General features: G+C 44.1%; 18 protein-coding genes and 1 pseudogene. 12 read left to right on the plus strand and 7 right to left on the minus strand.

Annotation, left to right across the window (positions count from 1 at the left end):
- Position 1: 1 nt before the first annotated feature.
- The 5 genes from AB4114_RS33455 (at position 2) to AB4114_RS33475 (ending at position 8,020) form a co-directional block, all read left to right on the plus strand.
- The gene (locus AB4114_RS33455; RefSeq protein WP_441992287.1) at positions 2–1,549 is read left to right on the plus strand and encodes a sulfatase family protein; all 1,548 of its coding nucleotides are present in this window, start codon (positions 2–4) and stop codon (positions 1,547–1,549) included.
- Between the two features lie 14 nt (positions 1,550–1,563).
- Positions 1,564–3,792 (plus strand): glycoside hydrolase family 3 C-terminal domain-containing protein, encoded by a 2,229-nt coding sequence (locus AB4114_RS33460; RefSeq protein WP_441992288.1) that lies wholly within the window; start codon positions 1,564–1,566, stop codon positions 3,790–3,792.
- A 74-nt stretch (positions 3,793–3,866) separates the two neighbouring features.
- Complete coding sequence (locus AB4114_RS33465; protein ID WP_441992289.1) at positions 3,867–5,498, plus strand: sulfatase-like hydrolase/transferase; 1,632 nt, start codon at positions 3,867–3,869, stop codon at positions 5,496–5,498.
- Between the two features lie 133 nt (positions 5,499–5,631).
- A complete protein-coding gene (locus tag AB4114_RS33470; RefSeq protein ID WP_441992290.1) occupies positions 5,632–6,609 on the plus strand; it encodes a formylglycine-generating enzyme family protein in 978 nt (325 codons plus the stop codon).
- A gap of 802 nt (positions 6,610–7,411) precedes the next feature.
- Positions 7,412–8,020, plus strand: coding sequence for a DUF1349 domain-containing protein (locus tag AB4114_RS33475; RefSeq protein ID WP_441992291.1), 609 nt, complete (start codon positions 7,412–7,414; stop codon positions 8,018–8,020).
- Positions 8,021–8,114: 94 nt separating this feature from the next.
- Here AB4114_RS33475 and AB4114_RS33480 read toward each other — a convergent pair whose 3' ends face one another.
- Together AB4114_RS33480 and AB4114_RS33485 are read right to left on the minus strand one after the other, a co-directional pair.
- The gene (locus tag AB4114_RS33480; protein WP_441992292.1) at positions 8,115–9,203 is read right to left on the minus strand and encodes a Gfo/Idh/MocA family protein; all 1,089 of its coding nucleotides are present in this window, start codon (positions 9,201–9,203) and stop codon (positions 8,115–8,117) included.
- Between the two features lie 63 nt (positions 9,204–9,266).
- Positions 9,267–9,557: a hypothetical protein gene (locus AB4114_RS33485; protein WP_441992293.1), complete on the minus strand. Its 291-nt coding sequence runs from the start codon at positions 9,555–9,557 to the stop codon at positions 9,267–9,269.
- A gap of 140 nt (positions 9,558–9,697) precedes the next feature.
- Here AB4114_RS33485 and AB4114_RS33490 point away from each other — a divergent pair, with 140 nt between their 5' ends.
- From AB4114_RS33490 to AB4114_RS33500, 3 genes are all read left to right on the plus strand, one after another.
- On the plus strand, positions 9,698–9,967 hold the full coding sequence (locus AB4114_RS33490) for a hypothetical protein (protein ID WP_441992294.1): 270 nt from the start codon (positions 9,698–9,700) through the stop codon (positions 9,965–9,967).
- Positions 9,968–10,093: 126 nt separating this feature from the next.
- The gene (locus tag AB4114_RS33495; protein WP_441992295.1) at positions 10,094–10,549 is read left to right on the plus strand and encodes a VOC family protein; all 456 of its coding nucleotides are present in this window, start codon (positions 10,094–10,096) and stop codon (positions 10,547–10,549) included.
- Between the two features lie 615 nt (positions 10,550–11,164).
- A complete protein-coding gene (locus tag AB4114_RS33500) occupies positions 11,165–12,601 on the plus strand; it encodes a PAS domain S-box protein (protein WP_441992296.1) in 1,437 nt (478 codons plus the stop codon).
- Between the two features lie 50 nt (positions 12,602–12,651).
- On the opposite strand, the gene AB4114_RS33505 is transcribed toward AB4114_RS33500, so the two are convergent.
- On the minus strand, positions 12,652–13,236 hold the full coding sequence (locus tag AB4114_RS33505) for a TetR/AcrR family transcriptional regulator (RefSeq protein WP_441992297.1): 585 nt from the start codon (positions 13,234–13,236) through the stop codon (positions 12,652–12,654).
- 4 nt (positions 13,237–13,240) lie between these two features.
- The gene (locus AB4114_RS33510; protein WP_441992298.1) at positions 13,241–14,107 is read right to left on the minus strand and encodes an alpha/beta fold hydrolase; all 867 of its coding nucleotides are present in this window, start codon (positions 14,105–14,107) and stop codon (positions 13,241–13,243) included.
- Between the two features lie 216 nt (positions 14,108–14,323).
- On the opposite strand from AB4114_RS33510, the gene AB4114_RS33515 reads away from it, so the two are divergent.
- Both AB4114_RS33515 and AB4114_RS33520 read left to right on the plus strand, forming a co-directional pair.
- Positions 14,324–14,554, plus strand: coding sequence for a hypothetical protein (locus AB4114_RS33515; protein WP_441992299.1), 231 nt, complete (start codon positions 14,324–14,326; stop codon positions 14,552–14,554).
- A gap of 81 nt (positions 14,555–14,635) precedes the next feature.
- Complete coding sequence (locus AB4114_RS33520) at positions 14,636–14,980, plus strand: hypothetical protein (protein ID WP_441992300.1); 345 nt, start codon at positions 14,636–14,638, stop codon at positions 14,978–14,980.
- Between the two features lie 49 nt (positions 14,981–15,029).
- Here AB4114_RS33520 and AB4114_RS33525 read toward each other — a convergent pair whose 3' ends face one another.
- Positions 15,030–15,833, minus strand: coding sequence for a hypothetical protein (locus AB4114_RS33525; protein ID WP_441992301.1), 804 nt, complete (start codon positions 15,831–15,833; stop codon positions 15,030–15,032).
- Positions 15,834–16,029: 196 nt separating this feature from the next.
- On the opposite strand from AB4114_RS33525, the pseudogene AB4114_RS33530 reads away from it, so the two are divergent.
- Both AB4114_RS33530 and AB4114_RS33535 read left to right on the plus strand, forming a co-directional pair.
- A pseudogene (locus AB4114_RS33530) lies at positions 16,030–16,161 on the plus strand (helix-turn-helix domain-containing protein); the annotation flags it as partial.
- A 289-nt stretch (positions 16,162–16,450) separates the two neighbouring features.
- Positions 16,451–16,909: a phosphotransferase gene (locus tag AB4114_RS33535; protein WP_441992302.1), complete on the plus strand. Its 459-nt coding sequence runs from the start codon at positions 16,451–16,453 to the stop codon at positions 16,907–16,909.
- A gap of 294 nt (positions 16,910–17,203) precedes the next feature.
- Here the strand turns inward: AB4114_RS33535 and AB4114_RS33540 are convergent, their stop codons facing one another.
- Together AB4114_RS33540 and AB4114_RS33545 are read right to left on the minus strand one after the other, a co-directional pair.
- Positions 17,204–18,112 (minus strand): helix-turn-helix domain-containing protein, encoded by a 909-nt coding sequence (locus tag AB4114_RS33540; protein ID WP_441992303.1) that lies wholly within the window; start codon positions 18,110–18,112, stop codon positions 17,204–17,206.
- A 412-nt stretch (positions 18,113–18,524) separates the two neighbouring features.
- Positions 18,525–18,611 (minus strand): IS3 family transposase (locus tag AB4114_RS33545; protein WP_441992305.1); only part of this gene is annotated, 87 nt, incomplete at its 5' end.

Raw genomic sequence — 18,611 nt, forward strand, 5'->3', positions numbered from 1 at the left:
AATGAGAATCTTATTTTTGGATTTGGATTCACTGAGCCCGGATCATATGGGCTGTTACGGATACGAACGGAATACGACGCCGAATATTGACAAAATCGCAGCCGAAGGCGTGCGGTTTACGAACTATTACACGTCCGACGCCCCGTGCGCCCCTTCCCGGACCGCGCTTATGAGCGGCAAGTTCGGCATCATTAATGGTCTTGTTGGCCACGGCGGAACCGCGGGTGACATGAAGCTGGAAGGAACGGAACGCGAGCTAATGGGCAAGCTGTCGCGCGGAGGCGCGCTTCCGACTTACTTGGGAGTGGGGGCCGACCTGAACACAGTGCTCATTAGTCCATTTGCACAAAGACATTCGACTTTCCATTTTTACGCCGGTTTCAATGAAATTCTGAATACAGGCAGATACGGCAACGAATCGGCCGAGCATGTAACGCCGGTCGCTCTGGATTGGATTGACCGGAACGCCAAGAAGGACGACTGGTTCCTGTATATCAATTACTGGGATCCGCATACGCCATACCGCGCGCCTTCGGAGTTCGGCAATCCGTTCGAGAACGAGCCGCTTCCGGAATGGCTTACTGAGGAAGTGCTCGAGAGGCACAAGCAAATGGTCGGTTCCCATAGCGTGAATGAATTGAACATCGATTACCGCAACAAAACCTACGATAACCAAACGAGTCCGGTATTCCCAAGGCACCCAGGGGACATTCAAGACATGGACGGCATGAGAACGATGATCGACGGCTACGATTGCGGCATCCGTTATATGGATGAGCATCTGGGCCGGTTGTTCGCCTCTTTGGAAGAGCAGGGCGTCATGGACGATCTAATTATTATCATTTCCGCCGATCACGGCGAGAATATGGGGCAATTGGGCATTTACGGGGAGCATGCAACCGCTGATCAGGGTACCTGCCACATTCCAATGATTATTCGTTGGCCGGGCATGAAGCAGGGAATCGTGGATGACGGGCTGCATTACCATCTCGACCTGCTGCCGACGCTGGCGGACATGCTGGGGACTCCGGTCGTGCCCGACTGGTGTGGTGCCAGCTACGCTCCTGTCCTGAAAGAAGGAACGGACTGCGGACGCGAGTATTTGGTCGTCTCACAATGCGCGCATGTCGTTCAGCGAAGCGTTCGCTTCCGGAATTGGATATACATTCGATCCTATCATGACGGATTCCATCTGTTCGATGAAGAGATGCTGTTTAATCTGGACGAAGACCCGAAGGAACAGTTCAATGTTGCGTCCGAACATCGCAATGTTTGTATGGAAGCAGTCTATTATTTGAACCAATGGCATGACGAGGCGATGCGCCGGAATAGCGACGCCGTAGACCCACTGTGGACCGTGATGAAAGAAGGCGGGCCGTTCCATGCCAGGGGCTATCTGCCTGGGTATGCCAAGCGGTTAGAAGAGACAGGCCGAGGTCATCTTGTGCCTGAGCTCGTGCGCAGGCATCCCGGCGAGTTCCCGCAAGAGCCGAATACAGTCATGGCGCAGTTCCAAGCAAAAATTGGCGCCAAAATGGCGGGGAAATGAGGAGCAGACTGACAATGGACATTGATCATATCATCCGCAAGCTGACGGTTGAGGAGAAGATCAGCCTGCTCGCCGGAGCATCGTTTTGGACCACACAAGCAATCGAACGGTTGGGGATTCCTTCCGTCACTTTGACTGACGGCCCCCACGGGCTCAGACTTTCGACCGGTTCGGACGTAGGAGATATGTTATCCAATACGAAGCCAGCCACTGCCTTTCCAAACGAAGCAGCGATGGCGGCTACGTGGAACGAGCAGTTGGTCTGTGAGCTCGGCGCCGTGATCGCTGAGGAATGCCAACACTACGGCGTAGGCATTCTCCTCGGCCCCGGCATGAACGGCAAGCGTTCTCCGCTCGGCGGGCGCAACTTTGAGTATTTCTCCGAGGATCCGTACCTAACGGGGAAAATGGGAACTGCCTTCGTACAAGGCGTGCAAAGCGGCGGCGTTGGAACGTCCGTGAAGCACTTTGTCGCCAACGAACAGGAAATGAACCGGATGGTCGTCAGTTCGGAAGTGGACGAGCGCACCTTAAGGGAGATGTATTTGCTGCCTTTTGAAATGGCGGTAGAAGAGGCGAAGCCTTGGACGGTCATGTGTGCTTACAACAAAGTAAACGGCACCCACATGGCAAACAATGACAAGTATCTGAACGGTGTTCTGAAGCAGGAATGGGGCTTTGATGGGCTGGTGATGTCCGATTGGGGCGCTGTTGTGGACAAGGTACCGTCCGTACAGTACGGTCTGGATTTGGAAATGCCGGGACCCGGCCTTCGCAGTGAAGAAGTGATGGAGGCGTACCTCAGTGGAAAGGTGACGGACGCGCAGCTTGACGATCACGTCCGCCGGGTTCTTACGGTCGTGCAGAAGGTACTGGATAACAAGCGAAACGTCCCATCAATCGATGCGACACGCCATCATGCGGTTGCCCGCAAGGTGGCGGAAGAAGCGATCGTACTGCTGAAGAACCGAGACGCAATGCTACCTATTACCAAGCATGCCAAAGTGGCGGTACTGGGCAAGTTTGCAGAAGAGCCCCGTTTCCAAGGCGGCGGCAGCTCCCATATGAACCCGGCAAAGCTCGATATTCCGCTTCAAGAAATCTCCAAATATGCCCAGGTTACATATGGAGCGGGTTATGACGAAACGGATGACAACGAAGCGCTTATCAAAGAAGCTGGCAAGCTGGCAGCTGGGCAGGACGCCGCGATCGTTTTCGTCGGAACAACGGAGAAAATCGAAAGCGAAGGATATGACCGTACGGACTTGAACATTCCGCGCAGTCATACGCGGCTGATCGAAGAGGTTTCGAAGGTCAATCCTAACGTTATTGTCGTAGTCAATAGTGGCTCGGCAACCAATATTGGTGCGTATGATTCACAGGCAAAAGCAATCGTTCAGGCGTGGCTGCCAGGCCAGGCGGGAGGTTCGGCGATCGCAAACGTTTTGTTCGGCGAAGTAAACCCGTCAGGGAAGCTGACGGAAACGTTCCCGATCGCTGTGGAGCATAATCCGTCCTATCTTACTTTTCCAGGTAATATTAACCGGGTGAATTACTCGGAAGGCATCTTTGTCGGGTACCGTTACTACGATACGAAGAAGCTGGAGGTGAAATATCCATTCGGATACGGTCTTTCCTATACGGAGTTCGAGTATTCGAATTTGCGTCTGTCAAATGGCAGCTTGAAGAACGGCGATGTGTTGAAGGTAACAGTGGATGTGAAAAACGTAGGCGGGCGCGCCGGCAAAGAGGTCGTTCAGGTGTATGTGAACGACGTGAAGTCGTCCGTGAAGAAAGCTGATAAGGAGCTGAAGGGCTTTGCGAAGGTTGAGTTGGCCCCAGATGAAACCCAGTCCGTTCAGATTGAATTGAATGAGCGCGCTTTCTCCCATTGGGTGGAGCATTTCGGCAAATTTGCCGTCGAAACCGGCGAGTTTCACATTCTCGTAGGCTCCTCTTCTCGCGATATCCGCCTTGCTGAGACGATCGAGTTCACCGCTTCCGAAGATACGAGAGAGCCGCTAACTGTTCTGCACTCCCTTCATGAATGGATGATCGACGACCGTCATACGGATAAAGTCCAGTACGTGATGGATCAAATGAATCTGACGGAAGAGAGCCCTATGTTCCCTATCTTCCTTGGTATGCCGATCCGGACCCTGATCGCTTTTCTTCCACGGCGTTTCGCTGCGGAGCAGGATGCGGTCGATAGGATCTGCACAATGTTCGGAGTGAATCAGTAAAAGTAACAAATCGTTCGTCGCGCAACCCTTTGTCAAAAGGGTTGCGTTCCTATTCTCAGTAAAAGAGGGATGTTATGGACAGGCCCAATATTTTGTGGATCTCACTCGAAGACACTAGCCCGCGATTCGGCTGTTACGGCGATTCTTTAGCAAGAACTCCCAACATCGACAGCCTTGCACAGCATGGGACTCTGTACTCTCATGCGTATGCGGTTGCCGGTGTGTGCTCCCCTAGCCGGTCGGCTGTCATCACAAGCATGTATCCGACATCGATCGGAACGCATCATATGCGGACCGAGCATACGAATCCTTATATGCCGGAGCTTCCGACCCCGTATTTTGCGGTTCCTCCGGCCCATGTCAAGACGTTTACGGAGTATTTGCGCGCGGACGGCTATTTTTGTACGAATAATTTTAAGACGGATTATCAATTCGCTTCGCCTTTAACGGCATGGGACCAAGACGGGAAGGAAGGCCATTGGCGCCATCGGGAGCCGGGCCAGCCGTTCTTTGCCGTGTTCAACCATATGCTAACGCACGAAAGCAGTATGTGGGGAAATATGATGCGGAAATATGTTCACCCTGATCAGGATAGCGATGTGACGCTTGCTACCGACCCTGATCAAGTTCAGATTCCACCTTACTTGCCCGACACGCCGAAGTCGCGTGAGTCACTCGCCAAGTACTATGACCTCATTGCCGAGGCGGACGATTATGTCGGTGAGCTGTTACGGCAGTTGGAGGAAGACGGGCTCGCGGACAATACTGTCGTATTTTTGTGGAGCGACCACGGCGAAGGTCTGCCCCGCGCCAAACGCTGGCCTTACGATGCGGGAATCCGCGTTCCGCTTATTGTCCGCTGGCCGGGCGTGGTGGAAGCGGGGCGGGTCAGTGATCAATTGGTTAGTATGATCGATTTGGGAGCGACGGTGCTTTCGCTGGCGGGAGTAATCCTTCCCTGCCATTTGCAAGGGCAGCCTTTCTTAGGTCTCAAGCAGGACAAACCGCGAGATTATGTATTCGCCACCCGCGACCGGTATGACGAATCGTACGACATGGTGCGCGCCATTCGTGACAAGCGGTTCAAATACATCCGGAATTATTACCCGGAGAAGCCTTATCTGCAGTGGATCAAGTTCAGCCACCAGCATCCGATGTTCCAGGAGCTGTGGAGGTTGCATCTTTCTGGTAAGCTGGAAGGGGATACGAAGCTCTTCATGCAGAACAATCGGCCTGCCGAAGAGCTATACGATTGCATGGAAGATCCTTACGAAATCCGCAACCTGGCGGACGACCCGAAGTACAAGGATGACTTGGAACGGCTGCGGAGCGCGCTGGACGAATGGCGGAGCAAATACGACGTATGGGGCGACGTGCCGGAAGAGCGGATGGTGGCACAAATGTGGCCGGGCGGCGTGCAGCCGGTTACTGCGGTGCCGATCTTCATCCCGATTAACGGTCATATACCAGGGATAGTTCCTTGTTCTCAAGGAACCTTTGATGAACAAACGGCAGTTATGCTGCATAACGCAACCCAGGGCGCATCCATAACTTTTACGACGGAGGAAGGTCCGAATCCGCGCTGGAAGCTGTATACCGGCCCCATTATATTGAATCAAGGAGCTATCACCATTCGTGCGAAGGCGGTTCGAATCGGCTATAAAGATAGTGAAGAAGCGATCGCTTCTTATGAGATCGCGTACTGAAAGCAATGAATGTGCAATCGAAATCAAATGCGTGTATGTGATTTCGATTGCAATATGAGGAATATACATCCACCGCATTGAATTTGGGAAAGCATAATGATGATTCCACTCGATAGAAAGTGAGGCTTTAACTATGACAGATCCGACTAAGCCTTCCTGCTGCTCTGCTTCCAGAAGTCAGGCTTCCTTGAAGTTCATCCCTGATGTGAGGGGAAAAGAAATTGAAGCGAATCAGGCTTGCCCACCAACTCGACCTGCCAAAGAAGATATGATTTACTTACCGGGCGGGGAGTTTCTGATGGGGACAGACGATAGGGAGGGCTTTCCCTCGGATGGGGAAGGTCCTGTTCGAGCCGTCACCATTGATCCGTTCTATATCGATTCGTATACGGTAACGAATTCGGAATTCAAGAAGTTTGTAGAAGCTACAGGGTATGTAACAGAGGCGGAGAAATTCGGATGGTCGTACGTCTTTCATCTGTTTGTATCCGGAACTGGAGTCAACATTATCGGTTCGCCTAGACAAACGCCGTGGTGGCTGGGAGTCGAAAGTGCCAGCTGGCGTGCTCCGGAAGGGCCTGGCTCTGGCATCGAAGAAAGGCTCGACCACCCGGTGATTCATATTTCATGGAATGACGCGGAAGCTTACTGCAGATGGGCTGGCAAACGACTGCCGACAGAAGCAGAATGGGAATTCGCAGCCCGCGGAGGACTCGTTCAGAAACGATATCCTTGGGGAGATGAGATCAAACCTGGCGGCAAACATATGTGCAATATTTGGCAGGGGAAATTCCCAGAAAAAAATAACGCTAGTGATGGATTTGCCGGGACGGCGCCAGTAAAGTCCTTTGAGGCGAATGGATTCGGCCTATATCAAGTGGCCGGCAATGTGTGGGAATGGTGCGCGGATTGGTTCAGCACAAACTTTCATGTGAACGCTCCGCGGGTTAACCCTTCAGGTCCCCCGAAGGGGACGGGCCGTGTCATGCGCGGCGGTTCCTATTTATGCCATAGATCCTACTGCAACCGCTACCGCGTAGGGGCCCGCAGCAAAAATACACCGGATAGTTCGACAGGCAATATTGGCTTTCGCTGTGCTGTTGATGTTTAGGTTGTGATTAGATGGCGTAATCGAACTTGATTTATTTAAGTTGAAAAGCGGTGAAATACCTGGAGATACTCCTATCAATGATGTTGTTAAGTTAATCAACGGTTGCTTCGGCAGCCGTTTTTGTTTGCTCAGTTAATGGGTAGGTTAATGCAACTTAACAAATAATGGTGACGTATAAATGATAAACGATTACGGAGGTGTAGTATGTTTTTTATACTTGTTTGTTTAATATTCGTCGCTGTTTCAATTGCCGTTCTAAGTAAAACGGGCGTACCTTACCCTTTTTCTAAGGGAATCGCGATAGCTACTGGTTTATCCCTGTTAGCAGTTGTTTGTCTTGCCCAAAACTATACTCAAAGCTTAATTCCTGTGGCTAACGATGGGATCGCAATATCAAACCAGATAGCTTATTTGATAATAGGTGAAGACGGCTGGTCACTGGACTTGTTTAGGAGGACGTTTAAACAATCCATTTACTTTACTCTGATATTTTTTGTAACGTATCCGTTGATTCTTGTGGTTGAGTCAAAATCCATATCACGACGAGCTATGGGATTGTGATTACGCTCCCTCGAAACGGACAGGGAAGTAATAACGGTTGGATTATCTTAACGGCTGCTATTTCTGTCTCCATTTTCACCGGAAGCAGTAATTACTTTAAAATATTGTCTGCAGCTCCTAGATAATCACGGAGAAATGTAATAAGAGATTTGAACAAAATAGTTTTCCCCTCTGTTATAATAATCACACTAGATATACACTATGGTATATATATGATATGGATGGGTGGCGATGGTTAGGTATGAGTCTTTTTAATAACTGTGTAGGGAAGAGTCTAAATGCTTCTCTTACATGGATGAATGAACCACATGAATGGGAATTTTCTGAACAAAATTCACTTATGATTACCGCTCCACCTCGTGCAGACTTCTTCCATAACCCAACACAGGAAAGTAGAAAAAATTCTGCTCCATTCCTATATACGACAACAGATTCAAATTTCATTTTAACCACACGGGTTAGCGTAGACATACGTGACCGGAATGACTCGGGCTGCCTTATGGTAATGGCTGACGAGAATAATTGGGCCAAGTTATGTTATGAGGATTTTAGAGGTCGACCTTCCATTGTTAGTGTTGTAACTAAAGATATGTCGGATGATTGTATCGGCGACTATGTCGGGAATACAAACCCTTTCTTAAGAGTATCTCGATATGATAATTGTATAGCTTTTCATTACTCTCTTGATGGTATTGAATGGGCATTAGTGCGGTATTTTGGAATGAGTAATATCCATAGTTTAAAAGTCGGTGTAGTTGCCCAGAGTCCAGTTGGTGATGGATGTGTAGTACAGTTCGATTACCTACACCTTCTTCCTAATACGAATATGGATGTAAGAAATATAAAATAATCTAATACGATTAAAAAGTAATTCGTTATGTTAAGGCTCACCTTATCACTCTAATGGAGAAAAGAAATGGCACCCGAATGGGTGCCATTTCTTTTTATTCGTTATCAGCCCACGGTTGTCGAGTCGACACTACTGTCTCTCCGGTTCTAATCGCCTGCTCAATCAGCATGCCGATATAGTGGTCCTGAGAAGCTTCCGGAAGACCATAAAATCCGGGTCCGCCCTCGGCATAAACCGCCATCTTCTTTAAACAGGCTGCAATAGCAATTTCATCGTCATATAACCTTGCAGGCATGAAGGGATTTTCATATACCCATTGTTCTCCCGCCATAATTCCTTTAAGGAAATAGCCTTCCGCGTTCTCATACTCACCTTTATTGATGCGCTTTAATTCCATTTGAATCTGTGTACAGGAAGGATCTTGTATGCTAATCCGATTATCAAATATTTCGCCACGTTCCCCCCTAATACATAAGTGGTTTGAACGGGTCCATGAGCGATGTTGATCCTTAGTGAAATCGTAAATCCCCAGCTTTCCACCAAAATCCAACCAAGCTATATCTCTCTCTGACTTGATTAATTTATCTTCTGTTGGCGGACCACTTCGGTTCGGCCCAGCGACCCAATCGGATTCAAATCGCATTCCCTTAATACGGACATCTTCATAGCGCACACCTAACATTTTCCGTATTAAGCTTACTGCATGATAGAACTGAGATATGGACACTGTCACTTGATTAACATTGCCTAATTGTCCAGACTTAATAATCTTATGTCGGGCTTCTTGGATAGGATGGAATTGGTATTGTTCTGCAATTTGAATTCGCGCGCCTTGACGGGTAAGCTTGTTGTGCAGCTGCAGCAACCCATCCAGATCAGGTGCAGGAGGTGTTTCTGCAAGTACAGGAATTCCCCGTTCCGCCAACTGCAGCATGTAATCGATAGCGGCCGATACGTTGACAGATAGCACAACAAAGTCCGGTTGTTCATTTTCCAAGAGCTGATCCAGTGTCCGATAAGTAGTCACTTTCCATAAGTCTTCCATCCCTCTTCCCTTGGATTCGTCACGAATAACCATTCCGCTAATACAAAATTGTTCTGGAAGAGCCTGTGCAATTCTTAGAAAATACTGTGAGCGAAAGCCTGCACCGCCGATAATGCTGAATGTTATTGGTTTCCCCATCCATTACACCGCCTTCTTAAGTCGTAGCTTCGTTGTATCAAATATAAATTTCATAGTCAAGCTTTAGAATCTAGCAACGAGCGGCTTATCCGGCTGCACCCACATATCTCCGGCCCAAGTATGAAGATGGTACCACCGTTCGCTTTGCGTATCTGTCCATTGTTCGAATGCATCTACAGTTTGAGCCGATAGCACCCCGAAGGTTGGGAAAGGCATTGTTGGAAACAGATAGAGCCTTACGTCCTTCAATAGATGGAGCCGTTGATTGATTGGCTCAGCCCCTAGAGGCTGTGCAAAATCCGGCTGAATCCAGAAAGTGTTGCCATCTTGAGACCAAAAGTAAAAAAGTTCCATCAATTATCTTGATGATCTCGATACCCATTTTTATTATTATTCAATGTTACTTTTGGAATGTAAACTATAATGACTATGTAAAAAGTTATTTGTTCCCAAGTAAAATATTTGAATGTGAATATGAAGATGAACTTATAAACATGGCAATTCCTCTTCCTAAAAGAACTGTATTTAAAGGAAAACAAAATGTTTGTTCTCCGTTTTATTTGACCTATGTAGATGAACGTGATTTTAAATCCTTCTATCAGGAAGAGTTAAACAAGCTAAAAGAAAAAGGTACAATTCAAGACTATAGTGATATGGAAAACAACAAATTTGCAGTGAAATTGTTATCAGGTTCAAGTATAGAAATTATACACGAAACTGAAAATTCTAATCTCATTATCATAAAATATGAAAAACAGAGGTAATGCAACTGCTCAAATCAACGATATATAAATCTGGGAATTTAATTATTCGGAGGGAATTGGTAATATTGATAGAATAAATATGAAGATGATCAGGAAATAAATTTGTACACATAAGGAGATAAAACTATGGAAAAAAACAAATTACTAAGAATGGACAATGTTGGCATCGTTGTAGAATCCCTTGATGACGCAATCTCTTTCTTCGAAGAGATTGGCTTGAAGCTCGAAGGGCGAGCTACTATCGAAGGTGAATGGGCTGGTCGCGTAACCGGGCTGGGTTCACAGTATGTAGAGATTGCTATGATGGTTACCCCAGATGGCCACAGCCGAATTGAACTTTCGCGATTTCTCACCCCACCTACGATATCAGATCACCGAACTGCTCCTGTAAATGCCCTCGGTTATCTACGCGTCATGTTCGCTGTTGAAGACATTGACGAAATGGTATCCAGACTCGTCACTAAGCATGGTGCTCAGCTTGTTGGCGAAGTGGTTCAGTACGAGAACTCGTATCGGCTCTGCTATATTCGTGGAAATGAAGGAATTCTAATAGGTTTAGCGGAACAACTAAGTAATAAATAAGTGACGTTTAAAAGAAGACTTAACTGAAATGAATATATTAGATGTCGTCGTTATGCTAGTTGACAAAATACCTGTGGTAGGTTTAACTGAATAAAAATCAATACACGAATTGTGCCTATGATGAGAATCCAACTCGGAGGCGTTTCCGTCAAGAGCATCATGCAAATGATGTTCCTAAGTTAGCCGGTCACGACCGTTATCGCGGAACCAAGAGGATCGAACAGCTATGTTCGATCAAGTTGGGTGGCACCGCGAGCAAACGCTCCTCGTCCCAATAAGACGAGGGGCGTTTTTGCGTTTTCACAAATTAAAGGAGGTTCGTAACAATGTATCGTATTAACAACTTCAATCCGGCTCCGGCAGCTCTTCCTCTTGAGGTCCTGAACCAAGCACAATGCTGTTCCTTATCAAGCTTGTAAAGATCTCGCTGAGTTCATGATAGATTTTCAAAAGCGTAAAGGGTAAAGTGCAGTACTTTGTTTGGGGCTTGCTTCGCGGCAGGTCCTTTTTTGTTTATTAAAGTGCCGGAAGTTTAATGTTACCTTATCAAGTGATAGAATKAATGCAAAAGCATTGCAATTCCTTGTAATGTAACTGCTTAATCGGAGGACCCAGATGTTATCTCATTTCAATGACCATAGTCTTTTTTTTCGTGCATTTGAGAAATCTTCAATTGGAATGGCTTTGATATCTTGTGACGGAAGTTTTTTACAGACGAATCCATCTCTATGCAAAATGCTAGGATATAGCGAAAGTGAATTCATAAATCTCGTTGTTACGGCTGTCAGCCATCCTGAAGATGTAGAAGCTGATCTGGAAATATGGCGTAAATTGGTGCAGGGCGAAATAGATGGTTATCACATAGAAAAAAGGTATGTTCATAAATCGGGGAGTCTATTGTGGGGGCTTCTAAATGTTACTACAGAAAGGAATGAACAGGGAATTAAGGGTAATGACATATTCATTTGTCAAATTGTAGATATAACCGAACAAAAAGAGAAGGAAGAAGAGTTCAAGAAGATTGAAGAACTGCACAACCTTATTTCTGAACATTCACAGGACGTTATTTTGCGTTTAACTCCAGACGGAATGATCTCATATGCCTCGCCAGCTATCCGCCACCAGATCGGATATGCTCCAGATGAACTTATCGGAAAATATGCCTATGATTATTGGCATCCAGATGATATGAACGGTGGCTGGTTACGGCGAGGTAATTCCGATCATTCGGATAGCAGAATATTTATATATCGTCTTCGGCATAAAAATGGCCATTATATTTGGCAAGAATCACACTCCAAAAAAATTAGAAATGCTGCTGGAGATGTTCAACATGTTATCAGTATGGGGCGTGATATAACAGAACGGATACATTCCGAAGAATTAATCCGCAGATCAGAGAAACTTTCCTTAGTTGGCGAACTTGCAGCTGGGATTGCCCATGAAATTAGAAATCCTTTGACCAGTTTACGAGGTTTTATGCAAATGTATGTGAAAGAAGATATGGATGGTACAAAGAAATTACGTAATGAAGTCATGTTATCAGAAATTGATCGCATCAATGAAATTGTAAGTGAGCTTTTAGTGTTAGCGAAACCTTCAAATGAGGCATTTGAATTAAGGGACTTGGTTCATATATTAAATCACGTTACCAGATTATTTGAAGGACAAGCAAACCTACATAACGTTCAAATAAAGATAGAGTTAGATGACAATTTATCATTCATTCAGTGCCAACGCAGTATCAATCAAGTATTTATCAATGTTTTAAAGAATGCCGTTGAATCCATGCCTAAAGGTGGAGAAGTGTCCATACAGGCCAATCAAATGAACGATAAAATATATATTCGAATTAAAGATAAGGGTTATGGAATCCCGCAAGAAGAAATAACCAAGATTGGAAATCCATTTTTTACTACAAAAGAAACAGGAACAGGGTTAGGATTAATGGTTTCAATGAGAATCATCCAAAATCATAATGGGACTTTGCGAATCGAAAGTGAAGTTGGGAAAGGAACGATGGTAGAAGTTGTTTTGCCAATCGTTAGATAGCAATATGCTAGTGAGGGATTAGGCCTTGACGATGTTTGACGATGTTTCTATCATCTCTTTTCAACAAATCTCAACAGCGTATCCACTTGGGGAGTCACATATCCGTTGCCTAAAACCATCACACCGGAAAGGATTGTCAAGTAGCTTGCGATCAATTCCTCTAGATCCCCATCCACGACTTCCCCTTTTTGTTGCCCTTCCTCAAACAAGGGAAGCAAACGTTTGACGTAGACATCTACAGGGTATTTTTGAATTAGTTGGCTGACTTCTTCAGGAACCTCTTCAAAATTCCGTGCCCGATGGAGCAGCATAAAATACGGAGCGCCGCTCTCATCGAGCATGCCTTGTGTGAAGATTTTTATTTTTTCGATCGGAGATCCCGTCAATTGGCTCAAATTGTCCATTTCTTGCATCGATGTTTCAACTGCTTCGCGGACTAGAGAGGTGAATAGTTCTTCTTTCGTTTTAAAATAATGGTAGAACAGCCCGTGGCTCACGCCTGCTTCTGCGGTTATCATGCTAATTTTCGTACCAGGAAGGCCGCGCTGGGCAAAAACTTTGACTGCAGCCGACGTAATCTGCTGTTTGCGTTCTTCGTAAATTTTTTGAAGTTGATCTTCCTTTAAGCGCGGCATGTAGTTAAACTCCTTTGGGAATATGAAAAAAGTGGGTGAGCAGGTTCACGATTTGGTCAGGCCCGCCGTCATTCTCAGGACCGAAATGGTCCAGTTTGTTCACAGTTTCCAATGTCGATCGGGCAATTGTTCGGTTTAATTCATTCATCATTTCTTTCGTAGAATCTGAGCTCTTGCCCCCTTGAATCAACAATACATCCGCATGGATACTGTTGTAATTCGGATAAGAAGAAGAGAACCGCTGCACTTCACGATGCTCAAGTAAATTTTGCTGAAGTAATTGAGCGGTTTTACGCCAATGGTCTCCGCGTACCATGAGCCTCAAGATGAGTTTGGCATACCAATAGGGGAACCGCGTTAAAGGGGTATGGCCCATCTCTCTCACGAAATGTGCAAATGCGCCAAGTCGATCATTCTTGAGCATCGCCTGCTCATAACGCAGCATCCAAGCATCGTCCATCGGATTAATCAGCACGCCAGGTTCGTACAAAGCTACTTTGGTGAATGAAGCGTCCATTCTAGCCAGTTCCAGAGAGACAAGCCCACCATAACTATGTCCAATCAAATAGTCGGCGCCTGTCGCTTCGCGGATGGCTTGAACATCTTCACATTCTTTATTCATAGCATACTCTAAACCCTGAGGACCACTCAAGCCCCTGCCTCTTCGATCCATGAGGTGAACGGTAAAAGAGTGAGAGAGCGCAATCGCTAAGCGGGTATAGTCATTAGAATCCCTTAATGCAGCATGGACAAGTATGATCCCAGGACCCTTGCCGATCGATTTGTACCCAATCCGTGTTCGGTCACTCGATAGGATCTCGTATTGGAGAAACATGCCTTGCTTATTGGGAAAATTCTTTGAGGTGGACATATTATTTGACCTCCTTTTATTGAATGACTGTATCAGTCAATTAAATACCCCTCCTCTAAAAAGCCATTGTCTGTCAATGGCTTTTTAGAGGAGGAGTATGCGTCAGCTGTTATTATAAAAGTATACAATCTGATGTATGCGATATAAAATGGTATTAATCCCTAAATATGGGTGGGACAAAATAAAAGGTGATCATCATGTTAAAAGGAGCTTCTTATGGATCATAAAAAAAATTTGCTCTACGGAGTATTTGCGGGAGTTGTACTTCTTTTGTTAAATAATTCTATTGCCAAAAGTACAATACAAAATCTCTTTGATAGCATGCCAATCGCTTATATTACAGTTAGATGCATGCTCAATATTTTGTCTTTTATTGGTATTTTAACGGTGGCTTTTTGTTCAATAGAATTGATATTAGAAGTACATAAATTCAGAAAGCAACGATGACCTTAATCGACGTCGTCGTCAACAACGCAGGAATGGGTGTCTATGGCGCGCTGGAATTGGCTTTGGAAGAGACGATCTTTCATGGGATTCACAACGGCAGTTCCACTTGGCTCCTTGTATAACATGTCTAAATTTGCACTAGAAGGCTTGACGGAAGGGCTGTATTACGAGCTCAAACCGTTGAATATCGAGAGTATCACGGCTTATGACGACCTAATGAATAAAATTACCACGTTGATGAATAGTACGGATAGCAGCAATTTGGATGATCCGCAAATCATCGTCGATGCCATCGCGGCTCAAGCAATCGGAGAAAGCAAACAATTCCGGACGGTCATTGGTGAGGCAGGTAATAACTTGTTGGCGCTGCGGAAGTCGCTTCCCATTGAGGAATACCTGGAAACGATGTTGCAAAGCTATAAATAATATTTGATAAGTAGCGGCCGATCCTAGTGGATCGGTCGCTTTTTTAAGATTAAGCTGCCTCTTTAGGTTTTCTCCAGTACCAAAGGGTGCTAAAGATGAGATAGAGTGCCATGACTGCCGCAAGCAGTATTAAAGCGAATTCCGACATGTTCGCCATGGAATCAAGCCAACCGATTTTTTTCATGACGAACAGACTAATGTTAAACACGATCCCAATCAGCAGTATCGACCATATGGATGAAAGACGTACATAGATGGATCCATAAATGAATCCTAACGCTGCACCCAGAAGCTGCATCGCGATTCCACCCGGCTGCAACGCCGCAATAATCAAAGCGATGACTAGAATTGGCCAGAATACGGGAACCTGTTTCCGGGCTTCGTTGAACATGATACCGATGAACAGGATCAGCTCAAGTGCAGTGGTGAGAACAGAGGAAAGTATCATGTAAACGAAAGGAACAGAGGCGAAATATTCTTCTGTAAAATCATTGAACGTTGGAAGGTTGTAGGAAAGAAGTAGTTTCATGGAGGCAGCATTCAATATAGTGAACGCCAGCCCCATTGTTATCATGTGAATCGAAAAGCTCAGTTTGATTGGCGAAAAGCTGCTAAGACTCCAAAAGTTCACCGGTGTCTGTTTCAAAATCCGATATTTAATGGCATAAACAATTGCGGAAAGAACGATCGTAACTACAAGTACCATGAATACCTGGATGGGGATGTTTTTTCCTTGTCCGAACTGCCCCCATCCTAATACAGGATCAATGACGATATTGTAGAGGCAGATGACTAAAATGATGACCATCACATAGAGCAAGTAATTTCCCAGCATCGATACATATCTCTTCATGAGAATCGCCGTCCTTTCAAATATGGTAAATAACGCTATGCCATAACGCTAATCGAATATATTTCGAATATTTCCAAGGTATAGGATGATAGCATAACGTTATCTATAACTTGAAATGAGCATGGTGATGCGCTTCGGATTTCGAGCTCGCTGTATGTGCCATTATTCTAATTGTATTTACGACCCTTATTTTAATGAGAGTAATTCAAAAATTTCCGAGATAGCAGAGAAGTTGAAGTATAATACGCCTGCCAATTTCATTCGTTATTTCCGCAAGTTGGAGGGAACGACGCCAGGTCAGTATCGTGATCGCTTTTTACAGAAATAGAGGGATAGAGAAGGGCTTGCCTTGCGGCGGCTCTTTTTTTGTCCATTCAAGTAATTGGATAATTTAGTAATAATTATTTTCAATCATTTTTTATCAAGCAGTTCATTATTAATTTGCTATTATTTAATATGGGTATGAAATATACATGCTCCGGAATTATTTATTTGGAGGAGATTCATATAGAAAGTTCTATTAAAGATAAATTTACAAAAGAATTTTTTTAGAGGCAGCAGGTCGGTTTGGCATTAACTTTGCAGATACTATAGAACTTGACGGTTTTCAAAATTTTGTGTTTTTAGGGAAACGTAAATCTATAGAAGTAATATTAAGGATTGCTCATAGCTCACATAGGAGTAAGGATATGACTCTTGCTGAGATTGAGTTTATTTCATATCTAGCGGATTCCGGAATGACGGTATCGAAAGCTTTACTTTCTAATCAAGGTGAATATGTTGAAGTTATTGAAAATGTTGAAAACTCTTTTTTAGTGACTGCCTTTGAATTCGCTCCAGGCAGAAGGGCTGAAATCTGCGTCGAAAGTGATATATTTTATGAACGAATTGGGAGGTTTACCGGTAAGATGCATAAGCTATCTAAAAAGTTTTCTCCTATTCAAAAAAGGTATGATTGGAATGACAATCCAGCTATTACAGAATTTCAAAAATATGTACCTAATGAGATGCTTCAAAAGAAACTTGAGTTATATATAAGTCAAATTCAATCATTATCAAGAGACAGTGATTCGTAAAAACTAGAAAAGCAATATCAAAACGTTTTTATTCAAACTTTTTTCAAGGATACACCAAGGAAAATACATTTAGCCGTAGTTCACTAGAAACTATTCCGTTATTTATTAATTTAAGGCAAGCTATCATTATTGGTCTTAAATACCGTAGTCTTGATATGGGGAACTTTGTTAATTGGAATGATTATAATAAAGAAGCATTAACGTTTAATATCAATAATTTAATCAATGATATTCCGTTTATTGACTTGGATTTTACAAGTCTTTGATGATCACCTGCCAAACTTGTGATTCCCGTCACTCTTTTTCAATTGTATAAGTCTGTTCATTTCTAATTTTTCTGAACTCCTTAGGAGTTAGGTTATGATGCTTTTTAAAAGACTGAATAAAGTGATTGGCATTATTGAAACCAACTCGCAGTGCGATTTCAGTTATTGTATAGTCAGTTGATAGTAACAACTCGCAGCTTTTTTTTATACGATAGGTAACCAAGTAGAAATACGGAGTCATATGGATGCTTTTTTTAAAACCGCGCGTGCACTCCGATACACTTAAATGCGCTACATCAGCTATTTCCTTCAATGTCAAATGGTTAGAATAGTTTTGGTGAATAAAGCTAAGCATCAATTGCAGCCGCTCTTGTTGGAGTCTGTTGTATTTAGACGACTCCTCTGAGGATAGAGAAAAATTTGATATAAGAATTAACCATAACTGAACCGTTTTAATGGAAACCTCATACTCCCATCCCCAGCTTTTTTTCGATTCAAATTCCTTTTTCATATCCCAAAGAATTTGTAGAATTTGATTATGCCATTCCATATCCCCTTTGATTTCTAAACTTAACAAGAAAGATTTGGTATACGGAAGTACATATTTTTTTTCCATGGCACTATCTGAATAAAAGGCGAGCAACTTTTCTGGGAAGTTAAAACTAACATATTCACCATCTTGGTTAAGGTTTGTAACAATGTGAAGAACGCTCTTATTAATAAAGATGGCCTGACCCGTTTCTAAATCATAATTGATTCCGTTGACTTGTATCGTTAGTTTCCCCTTGGTCACTAAAGTAATTTGTAGTTCTTCATGCCAATGTAGATCGTTAACGCCTCTGCCTTTAGGAATCGATCCATGATTGGTATGCGTATACATGATGTATGGAAATGCATCGTCAGGATACTGAATGGTTTCGTGTAATTGTTTTTTCAAAGTGCACCTCCGTATTAGACGATATTTCGATATAAATCAAAGATTTAATTGCACAAAATAGATGTCGGTGATGATATTATTATATCCAGCTAAGGCTTATCATACAATTCTGTGCACAGGGATTGTCTCTACATGCTGGAGGAACTGTGGTTAATTCAAATAAATCACCTTTACTATTTCATCCGTTTATTTTGTTAATTATCAGTATATTGTCCGTTTCGATCTCTTCCATCCTGATAAAATTTTCAGATACACCTACTTCTGTGGCTGGGATGTACAGATTGTTTATTTCCGTCATCATCATGCTCTTTTTTGTACCTTGGAAGAGGGTTCGCTCTACTGAGATGAATAAAAAAGATTGGACCATCGTTATTTAAACTGTACCCCGTGTAAAGGACATTTTAAAAAAAGTCTAGGCAGATTGAAGAAGATGATCTCTGTATTGCACAGGGGTCATCCTTTTTAAATTCCATTGGTATCTGTAGTGATTATAGTATGT

The sequence above is a fragment of the Paenibacillus sp. 2RAB27 genome (genome assembly GCF_052115445.1).
Classification (GTDB): Bacteria; Bacillota; Bacilli; order Paenibacillales; family NBRC-103111; genus Paenibacillus_E.